At 60.9% G+C, this 25,522-nt stretch carries 21 protein-coding genes; 16 read left to right on the top strand and 5 right to left on the bottom strand.

Features of this window, described 5'->3' with window-relative positions; all coding sequences use genetic code 11:
* The first annotated feature begins 102 nt into the window (after positions 1-102).
* The 3 genes from V1T76_RS03875 to V1T76_RS03865 are packed head-to-tail and all read left to right on the top strand — an operon-like array spanning position 103 to position 4,961.
* Positions 103-1,119, top strand: coding sequence for an HlyD family secretion protein (locus tag V1T76_RS03875; protein WP_330559287.1), 1,017 nt, complete (start codon positions 103-105; stop codon positions 1,117-1,119).
* Between the two features lie 5 nt (positions 1,120-1,124).
* Positions 1,125-3,818, top strand: coding sequence for a ribosome-associated ATPase/putative transporter RbbA (rbbA, locus tag V1T76_RS03870; RefSeq protein ID WP_330559286.1), 2,694 nt, complete (start codon positions 1,125-1,127; stop codon positions 3,816-3,818).
* 3 nt (positions 3,819-3,821) lie between these two features.
* Positions 3,822-4,961 (top strand): ABC transporter permease, encoded by a 1,140-nt coding sequence (locus V1T76_RS03865; RefSeq protein ID WP_330559285.1) that lies wholly within the window; start codon positions 3,822-3,824, stop codon positions 4,959-4,961.
* Positions 4,962-5,063: 102 nt separating this feature from the next.
* Here the strand turns inward: V1T76_RS03865 and V1T76_RS03860 are convergent, their stop codons facing one another.
* Positions 5,064-5,885, bottom strand: coding sequence for a DUF2189 domain-containing protein (locus tag V1T76_RS03860; RefSeq protein WP_330559283.1), 822 nt, complete (start codon positions 5,883-5,885; stop codon positions 5,064-5,066).
* 364 nt (positions 5,886-6,249) lie between these two features.
* Positions 6,250-8,367, bottom strand: coding sequence for a mechanosensitive ion channel domain-containing protein (locus V1T76_RS03855; protein WP_330559282.1), 2,118 nt, complete (start codon positions 8,365-8,367; stop codon positions 6,250-6,252).
* 360 nt (positions 8,368-8,727) lie between these two features.
* Here V1T76_RS03855 and V1T76_RS03850 point away from each other — a divergent pair, with 360 nt between their 5' ends.
* From V1T76_RS03850 to V1T76_RS03840, 3 genes are read left to right on the top strand one after another with little or no spacing between them, the layout of a single operon-like run.
* Entirely contained in the window at positions 8,728-9,153 is a 426-nt protein-coding gene (locus tag V1T76_RS03850; RefSeq protein ID WP_330559281.1) for a DUF805 domain-containing protein, read from the top strand.
* A gap of 44 nt (positions 9,154-9,197) precedes the next feature.
* The gene (dapE, locus tag V1T76_RS03845) at positions 9,198-10,370 is read left to right on the top strand and encodes a succinyl-diaminopimelate desuccinylase (protein WP_330559280.1); all 1,173 of its coding nucleotides are present in this window, start codon (positions 9,198-9,200) and stop codon (positions 10,368-10,370) included.
* Positions 10,367-10,960: a hypothetical protein gene (locus V1T76_RS03840; RefSeq protein ID WP_330559279.1), complete on the top strand. Its 594-nt coding sequence runs from the start codon at positions 10,367-10,369 to the stop codon at positions 10,958-10,960. Before dapE ends, V1T76_RS03840 begins: the two co-directional genes overlap by 4 nt.
* Before the next feature lie 74 nt (positions 10,961-11,034).
* On the opposite strand, the gene dapD is transcribed toward V1T76_RS03840, so the two are convergent.
* Positions 11,035-11,889 carry a 2,3,4,5-tetrahydropyridine-2,6-dicarboxylate N-succinyltransferase gene (dapD, locus tag V1T76_RS03835; RefSeq protein ID WP_330559420.1) on the bottom strand — a complete coding sequence of 285 codons (855 nt, stop codon included), beginning with the start codon at positions 11,887-11,889 and terminating at the stop codon, positions 11,035-11,037.
* 262 nt (positions 11,890-12,151) lie between these two features.
* Between dapD and V1T76_RS03830 the strand changes: the two genes are divergently transcribed.
* Positions 12,152-13,057, top strand: a complete 906-nt coding sequence (locus V1T76_RS03830; protein ID WP_330559278.1) for an EamA family transporter — start codon at positions 12,152-12,154, stop codon at positions 13,055-13,057.
* A gap of 164 nt (positions 13,058-13,221) precedes the next feature.
* The gene (locus V1T76_RS03825) at positions 13,222-15,897 is read left to right on the top strand and encodes a bifunctional diguanylate cyclase/phosphodiesterase (protein ID WP_330559277.1); all 2,676 of its coding nucleotides are present in this window, start codon (positions 13,222-13,224) and stop codon (positions 15,895-15,897) included.
* Positions 15,898-15,932: 35 nt separating this feature from the next.
* Here V1T76_RS03825 and dgoD read toward each other — a convergent pair whose 3' ends face one another.
* Positions 15,933-17,081, bottom strand: coding sequence for a galactonate dehydratase (dgoD, locus tag V1T76_RS03820; RefSeq protein WP_330559276.1), 1,149 nt, complete (start codon positions 17,079-17,081; stop codon positions 15,933-15,935).
* Between the two features lie 196 nt (positions 17,082-17,277).
* On the opposite strand from dgoD, the gene V1T76_RS03815 reads away from it, so the two are divergent.
* The 5 genes from V1T76_RS03815 (at position 17,278) to V1T76_RS03795 (ending at position 21,657) form a co-directional block, all read left to right on the top strand.
* A complete protein-coding gene (locus tag V1T76_RS03815; protein WP_330559275.1) occupies positions 17,278-18,051 on the top strand; it encodes an SDR family NAD(P)-dependent oxidoreductase in 774 nt (257 codons plus the stop codon).
* 140 nt (positions 18,052-18,191) lie between these two features.
* Positions 18,192-18,677, top strand: a complete 486-nt coding sequence (locus V1T76_RS03810) for a MerR family transcriptional regulator (protein WP_330559273.1) — start codon at positions 18,192-18,194, stop codon at positions 18,675-18,677.
* 89 nt (positions 18,678-18,766) lie between these two features.
* Positions 18,767-19,324 carry a GbsR/MarR family transcriptional regulator gene (locus V1T76_RS03805; RefSeq protein WP_330559272.1) on the top strand — a complete coding sequence of 186 codons (558 nt, stop codon included), beginning with the start codon at positions 18,767-18,769 and terminating at the stop codon, positions 19,322-19,324.
* Positions 19,325-19,513: 189 nt separating this feature from the next.
* Complete coding sequence (locus tag V1T76_RS03800) at positions 19,514-20,161, top strand: DUF4166 domain-containing protein (RefSeq protein ID WP_330559271.1); 648 nt, start codon at positions 19,514-19,516, stop codon at positions 20,159-20,161.
* Positions 20,162-20,163: 2 nt separating this feature from the next.
* Complete coding sequence (locus tag V1T76_RS03795; protein WP_330559270.1) at positions 20,164-21,657, top strand: TIGR01777 family oxidoreductase; 1,494 nt, start codon at positions 20,164-20,166, stop codon at positions 21,655-21,657.
* A 266-nt stretch (positions 21,658-21,923) separates the two neighbouring features.
* Here V1T76_RS03795 and V1T76_RS03790 read toward each other — a convergent pair whose 3' ends face one another.
* On the bottom strand, positions 21,924-22,682 hold the full coding sequence (locus tag V1T76_RS03790) for an IclR family transcriptional regulator domain-containing protein (protein WP_330559269.1): 759 nt from the start codon (positions 22,680-22,682) through the stop codon (positions 21,924-21,926).
* A gap of 204 nt (positions 22,683-22,886) precedes the next feature.
* Between V1T76_RS03790 and V1T76_RS03785 the strand changes: the two genes are divergently transcribed.
* The 3 genes from V1T76_RS03785 to pcaF are packed head-to-tail and all read left to right on the top strand — an operon-like array spanning position 22,887 to position 25,492.
* Positions 22,887-23,618: a 3-oxoacid CoA-transferase subunit A gene (locus V1T76_RS03785; RefSeq protein WP_330559419.1), complete on the top strand. Its 732-nt coding sequence runs from the start codon at positions 22,887-22,889 to the stop codon at positions 23,616-23,618.
* Between the two features lies 1 nt (position 23,619).
* Entirely contained in the window at positions 23,620-24,288 is a 669-nt protein-coding gene (locus V1T76_RS03780; RefSeq protein WP_330559267.1) for a 3-oxoacid CoA-transferase subunit B, read from the top strand.
* A 1-nt stretch (position 24,289) separates the two neighbouring features.
* On the top strand, positions 24,290-25,492 hold the full coding sequence (gene pcaF / locus V1T76_RS03775; protein WP_330559266.1) for a 3-oxoadipyl-CoA thiolase: 1,203 nt from the start codon (positions 24,290-24,292) through the stop codon (positions 25,490-25,492).
* Positions 25,493-25,522: the final 30 nt, after the last annotated feature.

Genomic DNA, 25,522 nt, shown 5'->3' with positions numbered 1-25,522 from the left:
GTCAAGTGAACGCCTTCCTCCGTGAGTAACCGCCACAGCCCTGCCGTGGCCTGCGAACGGGAGAGCGGCAGTCGAGGTTCCCCAGTCCTGAAGCGAGTGAAAATGTCGATCGGTTCCAGAAAACTTGCGATTCTGTTTGCCTGCCTTTCCGCGATTGCGTTTTCTGCGCCGCCAGCTCTTGCCGAAAACGCCTTTGACCGGATCGTGCAGAAGCTGCGCGGGAACCTGGGTAATAAAGACATTGCCAGTTCCAATGGTCGCATCGAGGCCCAGAACGTTGATGTTGCGGGAAAATATCCCGGCCGGTTGACGCAAGTGCTTGCACGCGAAGGCCAGACAGTTGAAGCGGGCGACGTGCTGGCAACGCTGGACGACAGGGACATTCAGGCGAAGCTTCTGGCCGCGAAAGCCTCGGTCCTGCAGGGCAAGGCTTCGAAACAGCAGGCGGAAGCGGCTGTCAGCCAGGCCGAGAGCGCCTTGTCGCTTGCGCGCTCCACCTACAAGCGCATCGAAGGGCTGAAGGCGGAGGGGCATGTTTCCCAGGCCGAACTGGATGATGCCACAAATACGCTCAAGGCTGCTGAAGCATCGCTGGCTCAGGCGCACGCCCAGGTCAGCAGCGGCGATGCGCTGATTGCCGCAGCCGAGGCAAACGTTGAAGAGATCAATGTTCAGCTCGATGATCTGACCATCCGCTCGCCGATCCGCGGGCGCGTCGAATACCGCCTCCACGAGCCGGGAGAGGTCATCGATGCCGGAACGCCGGTGGTGACGCTCCTTGATCTGACAGATGTCTATATGAACCTCTATCTGCCGGCAGACGTGGTAGGCGTTCTGTCGATCAACGATGAAGCCAGGATGGTGCTTGACCCCGTACCACAATATGTCATTCCGGCACGCGTTACCTTCATCGAATCCCAGGCACAGTTCACGCCCAAGAGCGTTGAAACACATGAGGAGCGCTCGCAACTTGTGTTCCGGGTCAAGCTGACCGTGCCGCGTGATCTGCTGAGCCAGTTCGAGGACAGGGTGAAGGTGGGCATCCGCGGCGTCGGCTTCGTGCGCTCCGACCCCGCGGCTGCCTGGCCGGACGATCTGCAAGTCAAGCTGCCGCAGTGAGTGCGATGGGCTGGGCGTGCGAACTCGAAGGGGTAGGCCATCGCTACGGCCCGGCGGTAGCGCTTGACGACGTGCATCTGCAGATCCCGGCAGGTGTCATGGCCGGGTTGATCGGCCCGGATGGCGTCGGCAAGTCCACCCTTCTTGCGCTTCTGGCCGGCGTGCGGCGGCTGCAATCCGGCCGGATCGTCACCCTCGGCACCGATATCGCCTCCGCCCGTGCCCGCGCGTCGATCATGCCACGCATCGCCTATATGCCGCAGGGGCTCGGACGCAATCTCTACCCCACGCTGTCGGTACGCGAGAACCTCGACTTCTTCGGCCGTCTGTTCGGCCAACCGGCCCGCGAGCGCGCCGAGCGCATCGCCATGCTGCTTGAGGCGACGGGCCTTGATCCGTTTCCGGACCGCCCGGCGGGCAAGCTGTCGGGCGGCATGAAGCAGAAGCTCAGCCTGTGTTGCGCACTCATCCACGATCCTGCCCTTCTGATTCTGGACGAGCCGACGACCGGCGTCGATCCGCTGTCGCGCCTTCAGTTCTGGGAGCTGATCGACCGCATGCGGGTGCGGATGAGTTCCATGAGCGTGATCGTGGCAACGGCCTATATGGAAGAGGCAGAGCGCTTCGACTGGCTGGCGGCCATGAACGGCGGCCGGATCATTTCGTCAGGGTCTCCGGAGGAATTGAAGAACATTGCCGGCGCCGCTACGCTGGAGGAGGCTTTTGTCAATCTCCTGCCGGAGAGCGAGCGCGGCCGGCACAGGCCGGTCGAGTCGCAACCCCGCAAGGAGCGTCCGGACGCGGACCCGGCCATTTCGGCGACCGGGCTGACGAAACGTTTCGGCGATTTCACCGCGGTGGACAATGTCAGTTTCGAGATCGAGGAAGGCGAGATCTTCGGGTTCCTGGGCTCGAACGGCTGCGGAAAGTCCACAACGATGAAGATGCTCACCGGCCTGCTGGAGCCGACGGAAGGTGAGACGCGTCTCTTCGGAAAACAACTGGCAAATGCGGACATGGAGGCCCGGCTCGGTATCGGCTACATGTCGCAGAGCTTCTCGCTCTATTCGGAGCTGACCGTCCGGCAGAATCTGGCACTCCATGCTCGCCTCTACGGGGTCGCGGTAACACGCGTTGGTGACGTGCTGCAGGAATTCGATCTCGCGGAGGTCGCGGATCAGCAGCCGGAAAGCCTGCCGCTGGGCATCCGGCAGCGCCTGCAGCTTGCCGTCGCCACCATCCATGAGCCACGAATTCTCATCCTCGACGAACCGACTTCGGGGGTCGACCCGGTGGCCCGTGACAGTTTCTGGCGCAAGCTGATCTCGCTCTCCCGCGACAAGGGGGTGACGATCTTCATCTCCACCCATTTCATGAACGAGGCGGAACGCTGCGACCGCGTCTCGCTGATGCATGCCGGCAAGGTTCTGGCCGTCGGGACGCCCGCCGAGCTTACTGAGAAAAGGGGCAGCAGCACGCTGGAAGAAGCCTTTATCGGCTGGCTGGAAGACGAGACCGGCGAGCGCGCCACTGAGCCCGCGGGCGAGTTGGCTCTCAGCCCGGACCGCAAGGACAAGAACCGCCCGCTCACCCGGCTCTGGGCCTATGCCGCGCGGGAAACGCTCGAGCTCATGCGGGACCCCGTACGCCTGTTCTTTGCCTTTATGGGGCCGGCAATCCTGCTGTTCACCATCGGCTACGGCATATCCTTCGATGTCGACCACATCACCTTTGCGGTCTACGATCAGGACCAGAGCCCGGAGAGCCGGCGTCTGAGTGAGCAATTCACCTCGATCCGCCAGTTCGACGAGGGGCCACCAATTTCAAGCCCGACGGAGATTGACGCTCGCATGGGTCGCGGCACGCTCACCGTGGCGCTTGAGATCCCGAGCGGCTTCGGACGGGATTTGCATCGCGGTCATGTGCCGGAAGTCTCGCTGTGGGTGGACGGGTCCATGCCCTTTCGCGCGGAAACGGCGCACGGCTATGCGCTTGGCGTTCTGAACCTGTTTTCGGACCTGCTGGCGAAAGAAAGCGGCAGGACACCGGGAGCCACGGTCGGCATCGAAACGCGATACCGGTTCAATCAGGCCTTCAAGAGCGCCTATGCCATGGTGCCGTCCGTGGTCATGCTCATCCTCATGCTGACCCCCGCGATCATGGCCGCCATCGGCGTCGCCCGGGAGAAGGAAACCGGAACGATTGCCAATTTCCGCTCCACGCCAGTCACCCGGCTGGAGTTCCTGACCGGAAAGCAGCTTCCCTATATCGCCGTCGCAGTGCTGAATTTCTGGACGCTCTACCTGATGGGCCGGCTTCTGTTCGGGGTTCCCTTCACGGGCAATCTCTTCGCGCTCTTCACCGTCTCCGTCATCTACGTGATCGCAACGACCGGTTTGGGGCAGCTTGTTTCAAGTTTCACGCGCACACAGGTGTCCGCCGTGTTTGCCACAGCCGTGATCACCATCATTCCGACAGTGAATTTTTCCGGCCTCATCGTGCCGGTCTCCTCGCTGACACCATCCAGTCAGCTTCTGGGAAAGATGTTTCCCGGCGCCTGGTATCAGGAGGTGAGCGTGGGGTCTTTCGTCAAGGCCTTCGGCTGGGCTGATATCGGCTGGAGCGCGGCGATGCTCTGCGGGTTCGTGGTCATCTATCTCGCGCTGTCCGTCCTCGCCTTGCGCAAGCAGGAGCGCTGAGCGATGCGTGGGTTTCTTTCGATGATCGCCAGTTTCAGACACATCCTCCTGCTGACGGTAAAGGAGCTGCGCGCCATACGCGGTGACAAGCTGATGCTGGCTCTGATCGTCTATGTCTTCACCATTGCGACCTACATGGTGAGCTACGCGGTCTCGACCGACATCAAGGACCTGTCGACCGCCGTGGTCGACGAAGATCACAGCATGTTGTCGAGACGACTGGCCGACGTGGTCCAGCCACCGCTCTTCGCGGCTCCCGTCCAGCTCGATCCAAAAGAAGCAGAGGCAGCCCTGAAGCGGGGCGATCATGTCCTGATCCTGTCGATCCCGCCTAACTTCGAGCGCGATCTGCGCGCCGGCAGGAAAGCGACGCTCGAACTCGACATCGACGCCACGGCGGTTGCCCACGCAGGCAACGGCGCGACGTTCATGACCAGTTTGTTGTCCGAGGAAATCGCACGCTATTTCGATCTGCCGGGCAGAGGGACAGGGCTGGTCGATGTGGTCTTCCGCAACCGATACAATCCGAACCTGACACCGGAATGGTTCACTTCGGTGATGCAGCTCATGAACTCCATCACCATTTTGACCCTGATCCTCTCGGGTGCATCGATGATCCGTGAACGGGAACACGGAACCATCGAACATGTGTTGGTGATGCCGGTCCGCCCGCATGAGATCGTCGTCTCGAAAATCCTGGCAACGGCCCTCGTCATCCTGGCGGCAACAGTGCTGAGCCTCATCTTCGTGGTCGAATTTCTGATCGGGGTGCCTGTTGCGGGATCGCTCGGACTCTTTGTGGCGGGGTCTGCGATCTATATTGCCGCCATCGCCAGCATCGGTCTGCTTCTGGCCAGCTTCACCCGGTCGATGGGGCAGTTCGGCCTGCTCGTGATCCCCGTCATCATCGTCATGATCCTGCTGTCGGGCGGAATGACGCCGCTGGAGTCGATGCCCGGCTGGCTGCAGGCGGTCATCCTAACTGTCAGCCCGTCGCCGCATTTTGTCCGCTTTACCCAGTCTGTCCTTTACAGGGGCAGCGGTTTCGGACTGGTCGGTGGGGAAATGCTGGCGATGAGCGCGATGTCCGCAGCGGCCCTGGTCATTGTGCTGCTGCGCTTCCGCAAGATCCTGTCTGCCTGACGCTCGCGCTGCGATTGCCAGAACGCGCCATTGCACAGTCGCACGAGTTTCGTTTCCCCGGCCGGCGCTTGCGCGCCTTCTGCGGGGCAGGCCTTCCCATGATCAGGCCTCAGGCGTCTCCACGCACTTCTTGTAGAGATGCCAGGTCGTATGACCGAGGATCGGCAGGGATACGATAAGGCCAAGGAAGGCTGGTGCCATCGACACGATCAGCACGGCCGTCACGATAAAGGCCCAGCCGATCATCGGCACGGGCGAGGCGAAAACGGCCCGCACACTGGTGATCATGGCAGTGATGAAGTCCCGGTCTTCTTCCATCAGCAGCGGAAAAGATACCACGGTCAGCGAAAACAGGATCAGCGACAGGATCGCACCGACCACATGACCGACGGCCAGGAACATCAGGCCTTCCGGCGTGGTAATGACCTGGGTCAGGAACTCGTCGAACGAGGCAAACGACCGGAAGCCGAGGAACAGCGCCAGCAGCAGGCGCACCTGATACATCCACATGATCTGGATGAACAGAACAACAAAGGCCATCCAGGAAAGCTCGCGGCTCTTCTGCGCCCACATGGTGCCGAAGATGCAGGACCAGGACAGCGTCTCGCCGTTTTGAAGACGCCGGCTGACCTCGTAGAGGCCGACCGCGGCAAACGGACCGATCAGCACGAATCCGGCCGCCGCCGGATAGGACAGGTAACTCATGTTGAGGGCGGCTGCGCTCAGGATGACGAACAGGCCGCCGAGAGCGAAAAACGCGCCGATGGCAAGCCCGTAGACCGGCGCCCTGCGGAAATCTGCAACGCCTGCCGCAAACGCGTCGATCACGTCGTTGACGGTGATCGTGTTGACCTTGGGCATGGGCCGCAGCCCATCACTCGCAGATGCCCCGCCGCCATGCGGGGTCGACGTGTTGTCACTCATCAGGCGGCTTCCTCCCAAAAGCATTTTGCCTGCCCGCCTCCCGCGGACATGCAATCTTAGGCACGGAACGGCGTCCGGCTCAATCGGGAGAAGGGCGTATACGCCGGTTAAATCCGACTTGGTGCAACGGCTGTCCTGCGTGTCGGGTTATCCGGTCGTGAAAATGGGAGCAGGAGCTTTGGGCCCATCCTTCGAGACGGCCTGGCGGCCTCCTCAGAATGAGGTTGCGGTTTGCCGAAGCCTTTCTTGCCCGTATCGCCTCATCCTGAGGAGCCGCGATAGCGGCGTCTCGAAGGATGGGCCACAAACGCTGGGCCCACCGCTCACACAGAAGAAGCGGCAGGCCGATTTGTGAAGCAGGGTCTCACTCCGCAGCCGGTTTCTTGTCCATGTCGGCGGCCGCGGCAGCGGCGGCCGCAGTGACGGCTTCCTTCTGCTTGTCGTCCAGCTTGGCGGTGTCGGGAATGTTGACCCGCACTTCCTTGCGCGCGAACTGGATGCCGTTTTCTTCAAACGCCTGCTGGACGCGCTTGTAGATTTCCTTGCGGATACCGAACTGCTTGCCGGGTTTCGTGGTGTATTTGCCGCGCACCACGATCCCGACGTCGTCGACATCGGCGACACCCTGTCCCTTGAACGGGGCCAGAATGTCGTCCTTGAATTCGTCCATCTCCATGATGTCCTGGCCGATCCGCTTGAACAGCTTGCGGACCTTTTCGACATCCGTATCGAAAGGCACGGTGAACTTCAGCTTCATGATCACCCAGTCGCGGGACAGGTTGGTGAGCTTCGGAATTTCGCCGTAGGGGACGATATGAACGGCACCGCGCGTGCCGCGCAGTTGCAGCGATCTGATCGAGATTTTCTCGATGGTCCCCTGCGTTCCGCCCGCATCGATGAATTCGCCCAGACGGAAGGCGTCGTCCATCAGGAAGAAGACACCCGAAACGACATCGCGCACCAGGGTCTGCGCGCCGAAGCCGACAGCGAGGCCGACGACACCGGCACCAGCCAGAAGAGGGGTGATGTTGATGCCAAGCTGACTGAGCGCGAGCAGTAACGTCAGGGTGAGGATCGTGATCTGCACGACGACGCGGATCAGCGGCAGGATTGTCGCCAGGCGCGACTTGCCGGCCCCGCCCATTTCCGCATCTTCGTCTTCGTTGGAAGGCGGCGGAGAATCCTTGGCAAGCTGGTGAGCAACCCAGAGGTTGGTGATTTCCCAGGCGAGGTAACCGGCCGCCAGAATAAGCAGGAAGATGACCGTATGCCGGGCGACCGATGAGCCGTCCGCCGCACCGATTGCAAGCAGGTTGAGGCCATAGATCCTGCCGACCATGAGCACCAGGAACGCCAGCAGCGCGACCCGGGCGATGCGGACGTAACTGTGCCGTGTCTGCATGTGCGCGGCCTCGGCAACCGGGCCTTCGCCACGCATGGGCGGGATGATGTGCGCGACGATGCCGCGGACCATCGTGTCGAGGAAAGGCGCGAACACCACCAGGGAAATCACCGCAAGCGACCGTCCCGCCGTCAGCGCTTCGATGCCCATGCTTGTGGTTATCTGAACGAGAAGCCAGTTGAAGGCGATGAAGGCAATCGAGAAATAGGGCCAGAAGCGGGCCATGCGTTCCAGCCCGCTGGTCGGATGGTGCTCGTCGCCCAGGATGATGCTCGTCAGGCCATGCCGGGTGTTCCAGATGACAATGGCGATCCACAGATTGACACCGAAGCCGATGAAGAAGCGGAAGGTTTCGGCGACGTCGCCGTACCCGGCCTCCAGCATCACGTTGCGCAGGAAGAAGGTGATGCCGACAAAGGTGAAAAGGCTGGTGAAGCTGCGGTAGAGCGATTTGGCAGTGGTGTCGTCCGCGGTGACAAGGCGCAACTCGCTGCGATGAGGCGCGAGGGCGAAACGGAGCAGGGCAGCCACAGTACGCGGCAGGAAGACGATCCAGTACACCGCCTGAAACGCAAACGTCCGAGCGACTGGATCGAGGATAGCAATCTTTCCGACCGCAAAGCCCACGATGGCGAAAACAATCAGTCCGCCCAGATCGAGCGCGGCGCGTGTCGAGACGAGTTTGACCGTTTCAAAGAGACTGCCAGGAGCGTGGCTCCGGATCTGGTCGCGGCGGGAGGCGAATAGCCGGTTGACCAGGAATTCGGCGGCGAAACCGGCTGCCAGGATCAGCGCGATCGCCCCAAGCAGAATATGCACCGGCCCGGCGACAGATCCTTCGAAAAGCGCACCGATACTGGCGAACAGGCTGGTGAAGAGCTCCGGCAGGCTTTTGAAGTTGTTGGCGATCTGCGCGCCGAATTCGTCAGCAGCCTTCTGCACACTTTCGATCAGCTCGACTTCCTCGGACGGGGGCGTGGGCTGTTGGCTCTTGGCTGCGGCACCTTGCTGCAGCAGGGTCATCAGGTCGGTGAGCGCCTTCACCTGTTCCGGATCAAGATCGGAAACCAGCTTTTCCATGGCTTGAGGTTGTAATTGCGACGGAAGGCTTTTCCCGGTGTCCTGAGCGTTGGCCGGCAGGGAAAAAATCGTCAAAAAACCCAGAAAAAGCGAGAATGTACAAGCCGTTAGCTTTGTCTTCCAGTCACCGGTCATCAGCGAGCCCCCTCGTCGGCAGTCAACCCCTGAGGTTAGGATTGGCACGCCGGACGTGCAAAATCCATTAAAATTACCCAGGGTCATGGCCTGCAATCCCCGCGGCTGGCACAATTCGCAGGATTACGGACTGGCAAAGACCGGTGCGACTGTGTAACAGAGCTTGATCCGGCCCGCGTATGCGTCTACCTCGTTGCCAGATCAATCGAACCAAAGCTGGATGGAATGACAACGCCCCCACAGAGCGCAAACACTGCCCCGGGGCCGATCTGGGCCCTTTTGAGTCCCATCGGCCGTATGGGCCGGGAACCTTATTGGCTGTGTTTCCTGATCAGCTGGATCATCTTCGGTATCGCGCTTCGGATCTGGTGGCTTTCCTCCGCTGAAACGCCGACGCCGGAATCGATGATATCCGGCGAATATATCGGCACTAACCCGCTGTTCCCGGTGTTGTTTTTCGTTCTGCAATGGATTGAGCTGGCGCTGGTCGTCAAGCGCCTGCAGGATATCGGCCAGAGCGGCTTCCTCGCATTGCTGATCTTCGTACCGATCCTGAACGTGATCATGCTGATCTTCCTGGGTGTTGTGCCCAGCCAGGCTGAGCCGAACCGCCATGGCCCGATGCCCAACAGTTACTGGCGCAAGCGCTGAGCGCGCGTGAGCCCCGCATACGATTAACCTCAAGAGACTGTTTCATGCCCACTTCCGCCGTCGCCATCGCACAGGACCTGATCCGTTGTCCCTCCGTGACCCCTGCCGAAGGTGGCGCGCTGGCCTCGCTGGAGGCGCTGCTGGGCAAGGCCGGGTTCAATGTCTCGCGGGTCACGTTCCAGGACGAGGACACCCCGGACGTGGAGAACCTCTTTGCATCCATTGGCAGTGGCGCGCCGCATTTCGTCTTCGCGGGCCATACGGATGTCGTTCCGGCCGGCGCGGAGAGCGACTGGCGTCACGGCCCCTTCGAGGGAGCGATCGATAACGGCATGCTGTTCGGCCGCGGTGCTGTCGACATGAAAGGCGGCATTGCGGCTTTCGCGGCAGCCGCGCTCGACTATGTCGCGGAAAAAGGCCCGGAAATCGGCGGCACGATTTCCTTCCTCATAACCGGTGACGAGGAAGGCCCGGCGGTCAACGGCACCGTCAAGTTGCTGCAATGGGCCAGCGACCAGGGCCATGTGTTCGATGCATGCATCGTCGGTGAGCCGACAAATCCGGAAATGCTCGGCGACGCCATCAAGGTCGGCCGGCGTGGGTCGCTGTCCGGTTCGGTCACCGTTCGCGGTGTTCAGGGCCATGTCGCCTATCCGCATCTGGCGGACAATCCGATCACTGGCCTTGTCCGCCTTCTGGCCGCGCTTGATGCGCTGGAGCTGGACAAGGGCAACGAACGCTTTCAGCCGTCCAATCTGGAGATCGTCTCCGTGGATGTCGGCAATCCTGCTTTCAACGTCATCCCGGCCCGGGCGGAGGCCCGTTTCAACATTCGCTACAATGACGAATGGACGCTGGAGAGCCTCAAGGCCCGCATCACGGAAACGCTTGAGAGCGTCGATCTCGACAAGCTCGCCCTTGAATTGGAATTCAAGCGTGATTCCAGCGAATCCTTCCTGACGCGGGATGAAGTTCTGATCGACGCCCTGAGCAAGGCTGTGGAAGCGGAAACCGGCCGCGTTCCGGAGCTTTCGACGGGCGGAGGAACCTCCGACGCCCGCTTCATCAAGGACTATTGCCCGGTTGTCGAATTCGGCCTGGTCGGCCAGACAATGCACAAGGTTGATGAATGTGTCGCGGTCGATGACCTTGACCGGCTCGCTGCAATCTACAAGAAATTCCTCTTCAGCTATTTTTCTGGAGCAGACGGGAATTGATCAGCAAGGTCGAAATTCGTGCGGCACTGGACGGGTCCTGGCTGCTTCTGCGCAATCGTCCTGAGGGAATGGCGTTCTTCGACCAGTCCGTCCAGGGCTTCTGGCGCTCGTTTTCCGTCATCTTCCTGCTGTTGCCGGTCTATGTGGTCAGCTGCCTTGCGGAAAAGCGGCTCTTCTTCGCCGAGAACCTCTATCATCCGGATGCCTTTCCCGATGGCAGTTACTGGTTCGCCCAGTTCCTGGGCATGGGCGTCGACTGGCTGGCGCTGCCGCTGCTGCTGGCGCTCCTGGCCGCACCTCTCGGCATTTCACACCGCTATGTGCCGTTTATCGTCGTGCGCAACTGGACCAGCCTGCTGGCCTCGGTGCCGTACATTTTCACTTACGTCCTGTTTCTTCTGGACATCATCTCGCCTGGCATCGTCGTGCTGTTGTCGCTGACCTGCCTTGTCGTCGTCATCTGGTACCGATACCAGGTCGCCCGCATCGTGCTTCAGACGACCGTCAGCCTGACCATCGGCGTGGTGGTCCTGGATGTGTTGCTGACGCTCGTCATCTCCCAGGCCGTAGGGCTCTTGTGGGGCGCATGAAAAACCCCGCCGGGTGAGGGCGGGGCTTTCCAGAGTACGGGTGACGGAGTGCTCGCGGCACTCCGTTGTTTGCGTCAGTCGCGCAGAAGTTCGTTGATACCGGTCTTAGAACGGGTCTTTTCATCGACCGTCTTCACGATAACGGCGCAATAAAGGTTCGGTGCAGCTTCGCCGTTGCCCATTACCTTGTTGCCCGGCATGGAGCCGGCAACCACCACGGAGTAAGGCGGCACTTCACCGTACGTGATCTCGCCGGTTGCGCGATTGACGATCTTGGTGGACTGGCCGATAAAGACGCCCATGCCGAGCACGGAGCCTTCGCGCACGATGCAGCCTTCCACCACTTCCGACCGTGCGCCGATGAAGCAATTGTCTTCGATGATCACCGGACCGGCCTGGAGCGGTTCCAGAACGCCGCCGATGCCGACGCCCCCGGACAGGTGAACGTTCTTGCCGATCTGGGCGCAGGAACCAACGGTTGCCCAGGTATCGACCATCGTGCCTTCGTCAACAAAGGCGCCGAGGTTGACAAAAGACGGCATCAGGACAACGCCCTTGCCGATGAACGCCGAGCGACGGACGATGCAGTTCGGAACGGCGCGGAACCCGGCCTTTTCGAAATCCATGCCGCGCCAGCCGTCAAATTTCGACGGCACCTTGTCCCACCACGTTGCATCGCCAGGGCCACCCTTGATGATGTCCATCGGGTTCAGACGGAACGACAGCAGCACGGCTTTCTTGGCCCACTGGTTGACTGTCCAGTCGCCGTCTTTCTTTTCCGCAACACGCAACTGGCCCCGGTCGAGCAGGTTCAGGGTTTCCTCGACCGCCTCCCGGATCTCGCCAGTGGTTGTCGTGTCGATGGCGGCACGGTCTTCGAAGGCAGCGTCGATAATCTTGGACAGGGAAGCGAGATCGTGGGTCATCAGGCAGATGGTCTCCGGGCGTTAACAATTCTGGCGCGGACCTAAGCTGCCCGGCAAGGTGCTGTCAAGCACGGGAGGGTCTGCAGATGTCCTCTTGCCGTCAAACTGAAAGGCGGTCGCCAGGTCGCGCGCGGCTGAAAAGGCAAGCGGTTCCTGTGCGTATGGTGAGAAAAGATAAACAATGGATTGCGATTACGGCAGTTTAAAGCGGGGCGTAAATCTCTAGTGTGAAATCACTTCAATAAATCCTGAAAGAGTGCTTCTCGTGGAATTATGGATCCCGATCACCATTGCGGCGGCGTTTTGCCAAAACCTGCGCACGGCCCTGCAAAAACACCTTAAGGGTCAGCTCGGGACCACCGGGGCGACATTCGTTCGGTTCGGCTACGGTGTGCCGTTCGCGATTGCCTATGCCATCGTACTGCACACCGTGTTCGAATTTCCGCTGCCTGCGCCCACGCCGACGCTCCTCGTTGCCGGTGCCCTGGGCGGACTGGCACAGATCCTCGGAACGTTTCTTTTGATCTACCTGTTCTCCTTCCGCAACTTTGCGGTCGGGACGGCCTATTCCAAGACAGAACCGATCCAGGCAGCCCTGTTCGGCTTTGTGGTTCTGGGCGAACATATTTCCCTGACAGCCGGGCTGTTCATTCTGCTCGGGGTCGTTGGCGTGGTGGTCATTTCTCTCGCCCGGGTCCCTTTGACGCTGTCTGCCGTCCGCACGTCGCTGGTCGGGCGGCCAGCGCTGATAGGCCTGGCCTCCGCGGCTTTTTTCGGAGCGTCCGCCGTGGCCTACCGCACGGCCTCGCTGTCTCTTGAAGGAACCGGTGTTCCGATGCAGGCCGCCTACGCGCTCGTCTATGCCACCTCCTTCCAGACAATCGTCATGGCGGTCTGGATGGTGCTGCGCGAGCCCGACCAGTTGCGGGCAAGCGTTCGCGCCTGGCGGGCTGCCGTTTGGGTCGGTGCCTCCGGGGTGGCGGGGTCCGTTGGCTGGTTCACCGCCATGACGCTTCAAAACGTTGCCTATGTCCGGGCGCTCGCTCAGGTCGAACTGGTCTTCACCTTTCTGGTTTCATGGCTGGTGTTCAAGGAGGCGATTGCCCGGTCTGAAATCTTCGGCTGCTTCCTCATTGTCGCGGCGGTCGTGGGGATAATCCTGCTGCGATAGTACGGCGTTCGAAGTAGCAAAGAAAAAGGGTAAATTTCCTTCAGTCAAACTGTAGAGTGTGCTTTAGGCATTTGTTTCGGTTTTAAAGATAATCTGAGATGTAAGCCAAGACTGCGATGTCCCGATCTGTGGTGCGTTCAGATTTCTCGACCCGACGAGATGAGATGCCGAAGTTCAATTTTCCCAGACTTAAAGCCAGACATTTTCTGACGCGGCCCAGCCTGGCCAGTATCCTCGCGATGGCTGTTGCAGTTGCTGTTATCGCTGCGGCGGGAATTTCCTGGGAAGTCCAGAACCGGTCTGTTCATCTGCAACGTGCGCGCGCGAATGTCGCCGAGCAACTTGGTGTTGTCCGTGCCCGGCTGGAAGGCAACATCAACAGCAATCTGCAGCTCGTACGCGGCCTCGTCGCGCTGATCGCAACCCAGCCGGACATCGACCAGAACCAGTTTGCCCGTATCTCCAGCAGCTTCATCGGGAAACACTCGCAGCTTCGCAGTGTTGCGGGCGCTCCCGATCTGGTCGTCAGTCTGATTTACCCGACACAGGGCACCGAAAAAGTCGTCGGTCTCGACTACCGGCAAAGCGAGCCGCATCGCGACACTGCCCTGCGGGCGGTCAAATCGGGCGAGATGGTGCTGGCAGGCCCGGTTGACCTGCTTCAGGGCGGGACGGGCTTTGCCGCGCGGTTTCCCGTGTTCACGAGGACCGAAGACGGTACTCGGCGTCTGTGGGGGCTCGTCGCGGCTGTCGTCGATGCTGATGCGCTCTACGCGGACAGCGGCCTGCTTGATCCGGACCTGCCGGTTGAAATCGCAATCCTGGGCCGTGACGCCACCATGACGGACAAGACGGTTTTCTTCGGCGATGAAACGATCCTGAATCAGGAGCCTGTGCTGTCGAACGTCGTTTTGCCGACCGGCCGCTGGCAGATCGCGGCGATCCCGCGTGGGGGCTGGTCAGCGGTGCCTGCGAATGCCTGGAAGACCCGGCTTCTGACCGTGGCCGGCGGTCTGCTTGTTCTGCTGCCGATCTTCATCGCAGGCCAGCTCTACGACCAGCGGCGCGGGCATATCCGCGAACTCAAACGACGCCAGCTCCAGATGGAAGGCCTGTCCCAGCGCCTGAAACTGGCGCTCGACACGTCCAAGATCGGCATCTGGGAACTCAATCTGGACACCGGTGTGCTGACCTGGGACAGCCGCATGCTGGAACTCTACGATATCCCGGCAGGGCGGGACACGACGCAATACAATGTCTGGGTTGATTGTCTGCACCCGGATGATCTGAAACGCGCCGAAAAAGAATACTGGGACGCAATCGAGGCCGGTGGGACCTATCAGTCGGACTTCCGGGTCATTCATCAGGACGGCTCTATCCGCTGGATCCGGGCCATCGGCGCAGTCCACACCAACGCCCATGGCCAGAAATACATCCTGGGCGTCAATTGGGACGTCTCCAATGATTTTCAGCTCAAGACCCGCTTGCTGAAAGCCAAGCAGAGTGCCGAGGACCGCAACCGCGAACTGGAGGATGCCCGGGCCCTGATGGAGCACTACTCGCTCCACGACAGTCTGACAGGTCTTCCGAACCGCCGGTTTCTGGACCAGGAGCTTCTGGATGAAGAGGCCCCGCAAAGACCGACGGCGCTTCTGCACATCGATCTGGACCGTTTCAAGCACATCAACGATACGCTGGGTCATGCGGCCGGCGACGCGATGCTCACGCACGCGGCGTCCGTATTGAAGGAAAACGTCAGCGACAGCGACTTTGTCGCCCGCATCGGCGGCGATGAATTCGTCATCGCCATCACCGAACCGGCGGACGAAGCAAGCCTGGCTGCACGTGCGGACAGGATCATCGCGCAGATGCGCCGGCCGGTGCCCTTCGAAAACCACCAATGCCGCTTTGGCGTGTCCATCGGCATCGCCATGGCCGACACGACACTGAGCGACTACGGTCGCCATTTGCTGGTCGATGCGGACATTGCCCTTTACCGGGCCAAGAGCAACGGCCGCAACCGGTTCGAATTCTTCTCCGACACGCTGAAATCAGAAATCTTTCACAACAAGCAGGTTGCCGATGACATCCTGTTTGCGCTGGAACGTCAGGAGTTCATGCCGTACTTCCAGCCACAGTTCGACGCCAGGACGCTGGCAATCAGCGGCGTCGAGGCGCTGGCGCGCTGGAACCATCCGTCCGAAGGCATCCTGACGCCGGACAGGTTCCTGAAGACGGCCGACGAACTCAATGTGGTGCATCTGATCGACCGGCTCATCCTCGAGCAGACACTGTGGCAATCGACGCGCTGGAAAGCGGCCGGACTTCATATTCCCAAAATGTCGGTCAACGTGTCAGCGGGCAGGCTGAATGATGTTCAGCTTATCCAGAGCCTGGATGGCCTCGTCTTTGAACCGGGATCGCTTTCCTTCGAACTTCTGGAATCCATCTTCCTGGACGAAAAGAACGATCTCATCACCGCCAATTTCGATCGGCTGCGGGAAATGGGCATCGATATCGAGATCGACGACTTCGGCACCGGCTATGCCTCTATCGTCAGCCTCATTCACCTGCGTCCGAAACGGCTGAAGATCGATCGCCAGCTCGTCATTCCCATCACCCATTCGGAAAGCCAGCGCCGCCTCGTTGCATCGATCATAGATATCGGCCAGTCGCTCGGCATCAAGGTTGTCGCCGAGGGGGTGGAAACCATGCAGCATGCCAGGATCCTGCGCGATCTCGGCTGCGACACCCTTCAGGGCTATGCCTTCGCACCGGCAATGCCTTCCGACAGGCTGATGGAGTTTGTCCGCGAAGAGCGGTGGCGTGAGGCGTCCTGAGACGCTCCGCCCATATTCGTTGAAGGCCGCTCAGATCACCACTCGGCGAGGCTTCCGTCTTCGTGACGCCAGATCGGGCTGCGCCAGCGATGACCTTCCCTGGCGCGCTCGATGACATACGCCTCGTTCACCTCGACACCAAGACCTGGCCCCTGGGGGATGGCGGCAAAACCGTCCGCATAGGCGAAGACTTCTGCATTGGTGATGTAGTCCAGCAGGTCGTTGGACTGGTTGTAGTGGATGCCGAGGCTCTGTTCCTGAATGAAGGCATTGTAGGACACCGCATCGAGCTGAAGACAGGCCGCAAGGGCAATGGGCCCAAGCGGGCAATGGGGCGCCAGAGCAACGTCATAGGCCTCGGCCATGGCGGCGATCTTGCGGCATTCCGTGATCCCGCCCGCGTGAGACAGATCCGGCTGGATGATGTCCACATAGCCGTCGGACAGAACCGACTTGAAGTCCCAGCGGGAATAGAGCCTCTCGCCGAGGGCAATCGGTGTCGATGTGTGATTGACGATGTCCCGAAGAGCTTCCCGGTTCTCCGAAAGCACCGGCTCTTCGATGAACATCAGCTTGTACGGGTCGAGTTCCCGGGCCAGCACCTTGGCCATGGGCTTGTGCACCCGCCCGTGGAAGTCCACCGCAATGCCGATGTCTGGACCAACGGCCTCGCGCACGCTCGCGATAGCCTCCACCGCTTTGTTCAGCCGCGTATTGCTGTCGACGATCTGCAACTCGGCGCAGCCGTTCATTTTCAGCGCCTTGAATCCGCGCTCAACCACCTGTCTGGCATTGTCCGCAAGCTCGGAAGGCCTGTCGCCTCCGATCCAGGAATAGACCTTGATCCTGTCGCGCACCTGCCCGCCGAGGAGAGAGTGAACCGGTTGCCCGAGGGCCTTTCCCTTGATGTCCCACAAGGCCTGATCGATCCCGGCAAGGGCGCTCATGTGAATGGCGCCGCCCCTGTAGAAACCGCCGCGATAAAGCACCGTCCAATGGTCTTCGATCAGGAAGGGATCCTTGCCGATCAGATAGTCGGCAAGTTCATGCACGGCCGCTTCCGTGGTCAGGGTGCGGCCTTCGACGACGGGTTCGCCCCAGCCGGTGACGCCCTCATCGGTCTCTATCTTCAGGAACAGCCAGCGCGGCGGCACGATATAGGTCGTGAATTTGGTGATCTTCATTTTGATACGCTTCCGACGAATGCCTCTTCATGAACGCCGCATTCCTGACGGTCGACGGTGGCCTCAGCGCCCAGCAGCACCTGGCCTGAGGCGGGGCTTCTTTAAAAAATCGGGCTTGACCCTGACACTAACGTCAACCGGCTAACACCGGCTTGGCGCGCATTGCGCAGGCATTATTTCAGGAAAGCAAGCCAAGATGAATGAACGAACAAACTGGCAGGGCAAGGTCGCCATCGTGACAGGCGGAAGTTCTGGGATCGGAGAGGCCACCGCGTTGGCATTGACCGGGCAGGGCGCGAATGTGGTCATCACGGGGCGTGATGCTGCAAAGCTTGCCGGTGTTGCAGGCAAAAGTGCGGCGATCGAGGCCGTGCAAGCCGACAGCGCCGATCCGGCCGGCAGCCGACGTGCCGTCGAGGCGGCAATGGGCCGATGGGGTCGTCTGGACCTTGTCGTCAACAATGCAGGCGCGGGCAGACCGCTGCCTATCGAGGCCTATGATGCCGAGACGCTCTCGCAAATCTGTGCGGTGAACATCGTTGCGCCGTCCCTTCTGTTGAAGGAAGCCCAATCGGCCTTGCGGGACAGCAAGGGGGCGGTCGTCAACATCGGAACCGCAGTCTCTCAGAATGCGGCGCCGGGCCTGGCGCATTATGCGGCCACCAAGGCGGCGCTTGGGCATCTGACACGCTCCTGGGCCATTGAGCTGGCCGGGGACGGAGTACGGGTGAATGCCGTCTCTCCCGGCCCTGTGAAGAGCGGCGCGCTCACGGGCATGATGGGTCTGCCGCCGGAAGTCGCGCAAACCATCGAGGAAACCGAAGCAGCACAGGTTCCTCTGGGGCGGCGCGGACTGACCTCCGATCTAGTTCCATGGATCCTGCGGCTCGGCAGTTCTGATAACGAGTGGCTGACCGCACAGGTGATCACGATTGATGGTGGCTGGTCGCTCCGCGGCCAGGGCATTTGAAGGTCTCCGGTCAAACACCAAATCAGTGGCACCCTCCTCTTGATGCGGAGGGTGTCCTTCGCCACCTGAGGATCTGGTCCGAGCGTTCCTGAAAAAACAGGGATTGACCCTGACACTAGCGTCAAGGTGCTAGACCGGCGATGAAAGGGGTAGACATGCAGATCAAGGAAGCAGCCGAACGGCTTGGCATTACGGAACGGATGCTGCGCCACTATGAAAAGTCGGGCCTGATGGAAGCTCGCCGTTCGGAAAACGGCTATCGCAGCTACAGCGCCGTGGACCTTCGCCGGGCCGCCCGGATCCGCGATTTCATTGCCACGGGTTTTTCAACGCGCGAAGTTCGTGCGATGGCCGCATGTCTTTCCGACGAAGGGGCCGGCCCTTGCGAGGGCGGTATTCCGCAGCTCCTGAAAAAGCTCGAGCACATCGACCGGCTCACCGCCGATCTTGAAGCCAAACGGGAAGCCATTCTCGACCGTCTGGCCGTATTGGAGGATGTTTTCCCGGTCCGGACAGAGGAAAAGGTCCACGCACAAGCTCGGGGGGATAACTCTCTATCAGGCCTTGGTCCTGGCGCGTCCGGTGGGCACCATACCGATCTTGAGCCTCGTGCAAGCGGGCGCTGACCGGCGATCTTGCCCATTTTTGAAATTCGCCTCACCCACTGAAGAACTTCGTCATTGACATCAGCTGATTTTCGTCACAAATTTCTGTCATGACAGAAATTACCGACAAATCCGATCCTTCGGCAAAAGAGAAGTTCATCCTCTATTGGGGCGACATGGGCAGCCAGTGGAGCGTCAACCGTTCGGTGGCGCAGATCCATGCGCTGCTGTTCCTGAGCCCGGAGCCGATGAATGCGGAGCAGATTTCCGAGGAACTGGGCATTGCGCGGTCCAATGTCTCCAACTCCCTGAAGGAACTGGTTGGATGGCGGCTGATCCAGCGAGTGCCTGTCGCAGGGGATCGCCGGGAGCATTTCGTGGCCGAGACAGACGTTTGGGAAATGGCACTGCTGATTGCAAAAGGCCGCAAGGAACGGGAGATCGACCCGGCAATCCGCGCGATTGATGTCTGTGTGCGCCAGGCGGAAAAGGAGAAGACACTTCACCCCGTCGCGCTGGAGCGAATGCAGGAGATGCATCAGTTTCTGACGACGGCTGACCGCTGGTCCGAGCAGATGTTGAGTGTGCCGAAGTCGAAACTCGCCAGCTTGATGAAGATGGGCGACAAGGTTCTCTCGCTGCTCAAGATCGGCGGCAAGAAGGGCTGAGGAACGAGGGCTGGGCCATTCGTGCGTTCAGCCTCCACCTTGTCAGGACAGATAAGGCGGGAGCCGCGGTCAGCGACATACGGATAGGGTGAGACGCCTGCCGGCTTGCCGCCCGGCATAAGTCCAAAAAATTTTGAAAAGTAATTTCTCTTTATACAGAAATAACCGACATAACAGGAGGGATTGGAAATGCGAAACGCAAGCGCCACTGTAGAGCAGCCCGAAGCTGGCGACCGACGTTTCCGCGATCTCCTGGGAGAAGCCGCCTGGCACCGCCTGCCTGCTGCTGTCCGCCGCCGGTTCGGTAAACGCCTGAGCGGCGGGGCAAGCGTCGTCTATCAGGGGCTGGTGATAACCATGCGACTGAACCTTGCCGGAAACATTCTGGCGCACCTCGCGCGGCTTGTCGGTGGTCCGCTTCCCTACGACAGATCCTCTCTCAACCAGCCAGCCGTTGTTTCCGTCACCGAGGATATCTCCAGCGACGGCCAGTTCTGGACCCGCCAATACGGCCGCGCCTCGGGCTTTCCGCAGGTGATCCACAGTTCCAAGCGGTTCGAAGGCCCAACCGGCATTGAGGAATACATCGGCGCAGGGATCGGCATGGCGCTGCGGGTGAATGCCCTCGCAGACGGTCTCAGTTTCGAAAGCGATCACTATTTTCTGCAAGCCGGTGGGTGGCGGCTGCGGCTGCCCGCCTGGCTCCGTCCCGGAGCGCTGACAATCACGCACCGGGATCTTGGCGAGGACCGCTTCCTGTTCACCCTTTCCCTCAAGAGCCGCGTTTTCGGCGAACTGGTTCGCCAGGACGCGCTCTTTCACGACATGGAGACTTGATCATGGACAATCCCGTTCTCTGGACGTTGATCTCCATCCAGATATTCATGGGCGCATTCGATACGCTTGTGCACCACGAAGGCAGCGAGCGCCTGGCTTGGCGTCCGTCGCAGAAAACCGAGTTGCGGCTGCACGGCGTGCGAAATTTCTTCTACGCAGTGATCTTCCTCTGTTTCGGCTGGCTGGAACCGCATGGGGTCTACACCATGTTGTTGACCGCTATCCTTGTCGCCGAGGTGCTGATCACGCTCTGGGATTTTGTCGAGGAAGACATGACCCGCAAGCTGCCCTGGACCGAGCGGATCAATCACACGCTGCTGGCCTTGAACTATGGCGCCATCCTGGCTCTGGCCGCGCCGGTGCTGTGGCAATGGTCGTTCCTGCCAAGCGCGCTGATCCCCGTCAGCTATGGCTGGTGGAGTGTGCTTTCCACCGTTTCGGCACTGGGTGTCGGACTGTTCAGCGCGCGTGATCTGTTTGCGGCCGCGCGCAGCGACAGACTTGGCGGCGCTGATCCGGCAGGTCTGGTTGCGGCCTTGCCGCCGCGTCTGCACATCCTCGTCACGGGCGGCACCGGCTTTATCGGTCAGCGGCTGGTGGAAGCACTGGTGAGAGGCGGCCATTTCGTCACGGTTTTGACCCGCGATCTTCGCAAGGGGGAGGGCTTGGCTCATCCTGTCCGTTTGATCACCTGTCTTGACCAGATCCACAACGCCGACCGTATCGATGCCATCGTCAATCTGGCTGGAGATCCGATCGCGAACGGATTGTGGACGAGCCGAAAACGTGCCCGGATCATCAACTCACGCGTTGAAATGACCGAAGCGCTAAAGGCTCTGGTCGGGCGTCTCGACAACAAGCCGGCCTGCCTGATCAACGGTTCGGCCATCGGCTGGTACGGTCTGCACGATGATGAAACCCTGACCGAAGAGGCCTCATTCAAGCCCGCCTTCGTTCATGACGTCTGCGCGCGCTGGGAGCAGGCCGCTCGCCCGCTGGAGCAGGACGGTGTGCGTGTCGTGCTGTTGCGGATCGGCCTTGTCCTGGGTGTCGAGGGCGGCATTCTGGCAAAGCTGCTGACGCCGTTCGAATTTGGCGGCGGCGGCGCGATGGGTTCCGGTCGTCAGTGGATGTCGTGGATCGAGCGGGACGATCTCGTCCGCATCATTGCCCGTGCGGTGGCCGATGAAACCCTGACCGGCGCCGTCAACGCCACGGCACCTGTGCCGGTCCGAAATGCAGACTTCACCAAGGCTCTGGCCAAGGCGCTTCACCGACCGGTATTCGTGCGCCTGCCTGCCTGGCTTCTGTCGACGGCACTCGGCGACATGGGCCGGGAGACGATGCTGGCCGGCCAGCGTGTGGTGCCGGCAAAACTGGTCGCCGCAGGTTTCAGGTTTCGCCACCCGGAGCTGGCCCCAATGCTGCAGGTGATCACGGGCGCGAAGGAAGGGGGCACGCACGGCGCAGAACAAAAGGCCCGGTCATTGGCTTGAGAAAGCACTGCTTCCCCAATTTGACAAAGTCTCCATCGTCATCCCGGCCAAGCGAAGCGCGAGCCGGGATCGGAGAGCCACAGACAGTGCTGCATTGTCCTCTACTGGAAAGACCTCGGCTCTCCGATCCCGGATCTTCGCTGCGCTGCGTCCGGGATGACGACGGAGAGGGCGAGGGAGAAGGGGATGTGCCAACCTTAGGGGCAGTGCGGCCGGGAGATAGAGGTTTCGCAGGCACGAGTACCTGACCCACTCTTAAATGCACCTCACGTCAGCAGCGGGCGCAATTCTGACTGGATCTTGAGGAGGGCGGGCAGGAACTTTGTTTTTGCCGTTTCCGGAGCGGCGGACGTGCTGGCATACCCGACATTGAGCGCGGCAATCGTGTGGCCGTGGGAATTTTGAACCGGAACAGCGATGGAGCACAGTCCGGGTTCGACCTCCTGATCGATCATGGCGAACCCCTGGCTCCGGATGCTCGCGAGTTCGGCCAGAATGGCGTCCACATTTGTGAGGGTCTTTGGTGTCAGCGCTGTCAGGGTCATGGCCTCCAGCCGCGCCTTGGCCTCACTCTCTGGCAGGGCGGCCAGCATGACGCGGCCCATGGACGAGCAATGGGCCGGCAGCCGGGAGCCCGGCATCAGGGCAATCGACATGACTTTCGTTCGGGCGGCGCGGGCCACATAAACGATCTCGTCGCCGTCGAGGATCGACACCGACGAGCTTTCGCCGATCTGTTCCGACAGGCGATCGAGCAGAGGCTGTACAACACGGGGCAGGGGCATGGTGGCAAGACAGGCGGTCCCCAGCCGCAGCACCTGCGGCGTCAGGGTGAAGAACTTGCCGTCCCAGTCGGCATATCCCAGATGCGCCAGTGTCAGCAGGCACCGACGGGAGGTTGCCCGATCGAGACCGGACGCGTTCGCGACCTCGGTGATCGATTGACGGGGCCGGTCGGCGGTAAAGGTCTCGATAACCTGCAACCCCTTGGCCAGACCGCCCATGATGTCCCGTTCCGCAATCATGTGTGCCGTCTCATGTGGTGTCGATTTGTGCGATATGTAAACAAATACAGCATATCGCACAAATCAGTTGGACGAAAGACACCTGCCGTCGCTATCTCCTTGAGCACTGCAAAGCCTGTGGGCGGGCTGGCCCAGAGTTCAGGAGACATCCTGTCTTCTTGCAAGCGCCGGCCGCTTAGGGTGATGCCCGAGAAGGAGACAATGATGGACAAGACGGTTTCCGACCTTGCCACCGCCGTGGCGGGGATCGAGGACGGCATGACGGTGATGATCGGCGGCTTCGGCGGTTCCGGATCTCCCATCGAGCTGATCCATGCGCTGATTGACCGCTATCACGAGACGGGGCATCCGAAGGACCTCGTCGTCATCAACAACAACGCCGGCAACGGTCATGTGGGCCTGGCCGCGCTCATCGAGGCGGGCATGGTGCGCAAGCTGATCTGCTCCTTCCCGCGCTCTGCCGATCCGGTGGTCTTCACCGAGATGTACCTGGCAGGCGGTATCGAGCTGGAACTGGTCCCCCAGGGCACGCTGGCGGAAAGGATCCGCGCGGGCGGTGCGGGCATTCCCGCCTTTTACACGCCCTCCTCTTACGGAACGGATCTGGCAAAGGACAAGCCGGTCGCCGAATTCGACGGCCGCATGTATGTGCAGGAACGCTGGCTGAAGGCCGACGTTGCGCTGGTTAAGGCCGAAACGGCTGATACCTTCGGCAATCTGACCTACCGGATGGCGGCCCGGAATTTCAATCCGCTGATGTGCATGGCCGCGGCAGAAGCCATCGTGCAGGCCAGCCGGATTGTCGATGCCGGCCGGATCGACCCAGAAGTCGTGGTCACGCCGGGTATCTTCGTTCAAAAGGTCGTTGAGGTCGCCAATCCGCTGCAGGAAGAAGACCTCAACCGCGCCAATGCCGCCTATCCGCTGGAGGCCTGAGATGGAAAAACTGTCAAACAACCAGATCGCCTGGCGCGCGGCACAGGATATTGCCGATGGCGCCTATGTGAACCTCGGCATTGGCTTTCCCGAGAAGGTCGCCCAGTTTCAGCCTGAGGGCCGGGAAGCGATCTTTCACACCGAGAACGGGCTTCTCGGCTTCGGCCAGGCGCCTGAAGCGGGCTCGGAAGACTGGGATCTGATCAACGCCGGCAAGAAAGCCGTCACGCTGAAGCCGGGTGCCGCCTTCTTCCACCATGCCGACAGTTTCGCCATGGTGCGCGGCGGTCATCTGGATGTGGCCATCCTGGGCGCTTATGAAGTTGCCGAAAATGGCGACCTTGCCAACTGGTCGACCGGCCCGAAGGGCGTTCCGGCGGTCGGCGGGGCGATGGATCTCGTGCATGGTGCCAAGCGGGTTGCCGTTATCACCGACCACGTCACCAAGAACGGCCAGCCGAAACTGGTCAAGCGCTGCTCGCTGCCGCTCACCGGTGTCGGCTGTGTGACCCGTGTCTACACCAGCCTGGCGGTGATCGATATCGAGAACGGCCGCTTTGTGCTGCGTGAAAAACTGCCCGGCCTCTCGCTTGAAGATCTTCAGGCGGTCACCGGCGCAGAGCTTCTTGTTCCCGGCGCTGTCGCCGATCTTGTTGTTCCCGAGGTATAAAATGGCTGAAGCCTTTATTTGCGATTATATCCGTACGCCCATCGGCCGCTTTGGCGGGGCGCTGTCCTCTGTCCGTGCCGATGACCTTGGCGCCATTCCGCTGAAGGCACTGATGGAGCGTCATCAGAACATGGATTGGGCAGCGGTCGAGGAAGTGTTTTTCGGCTGCGCCAACCAGGCTGGTGAAGACAACCGCAACGTGGCGCGCATGAGCCTGCTGCTTGCCGGGCTGCCGGAGACCGTGCCCGGCACCACCTTGAACCGCCTGTGCGGTTCGGGCATGGATGCGGTCATCAGCGCCGCCCGGGCCATCAAGGCCGGTGAAATGGAACTGGCGATTGCCGGCGGCGTGGAATCCATGTCCCGCGCACCGTTCGTCATGCCGAAGGCGGAAACCGCTTTCTCGCGTCAGAACGAGATTTTTGACACCACCATCGGCTGGCGCTTCGTCAATCCTTTGATGAAGAAGCAATACGGCATCGATTCCATGCCGGAGACCGGCGAGAACGTTGCCGAAGATTATAACGTCTCCCGCGAAGACCAGGACGCCTTTGCCCTGCGCTCGCAGGAGAAGGCAGCGGCAGCTCAGGAAAATGGTCGTCTGGCGCGGGAAATCACGCCGGTGACCATTCCCCAGCGCAAGGGTGATCCCGTAGTCGTCGACAAGGACGAGCATCCGCGGGCAACCTCGCTGGAAGCTCTGGCAAAACTGCGCGCGCCCTTCCGCGAAGGCGGCAGCGTCACCGCTGGCAACGCGTCTGGCGTGAACGACGGTGCAGCCGCGCTGATCGTTGCCTCTGAAGCCGCTGCCCGCAAATACGGCCTGACGCCAATTGCCCGCATTTCCGGCGGCGCAACGGCAGGTGTCGAACCGCGCATCATGGGCATTGGCCCGGCACCGGCAACCAAGAAGCTGTGCGAGCGGCTCGGCATCAAGCCAACCGATTTCGACGTTGTCGAACTGAATGAAGCCTTCGCAAGCCAGGGCATCGCAGTGCTGCGCCAGCTCGGAATTGCCGTGGATGCGGACCATGTCAATCCGAACGGCGGTGCCATCGCGCTTGGCCATCCGCTCGGCATGTCAGGTGCGCGTATTGCCGGCACGGCGGCTCTGGAAATGCAGCTTCGCGGTGCCAAACGGGCGCTTGCCACCATGTGCATCGGCGTCGGTCAGGGTATCGCGATCGCTCTGGAAAGCGTCTGATCGTCGGAATTCCGCCATCAAGACGAACGG

The sequence above is a fragment of the Roseibium sp. FZY0029 genome (assembly GCF_036350355.1).
In the GTDB taxonomy this organism is placed as follows: domain Bacteria; phylum Pseudomonadota; class Alphaproteobacteria; order Rhizobiales; family Stappiaceae; genus Roseibium.
Note: the sequence above shows the minus strand (reverse complement) of the source record. Positions and strands in the feature narration are given on the sequence as shown.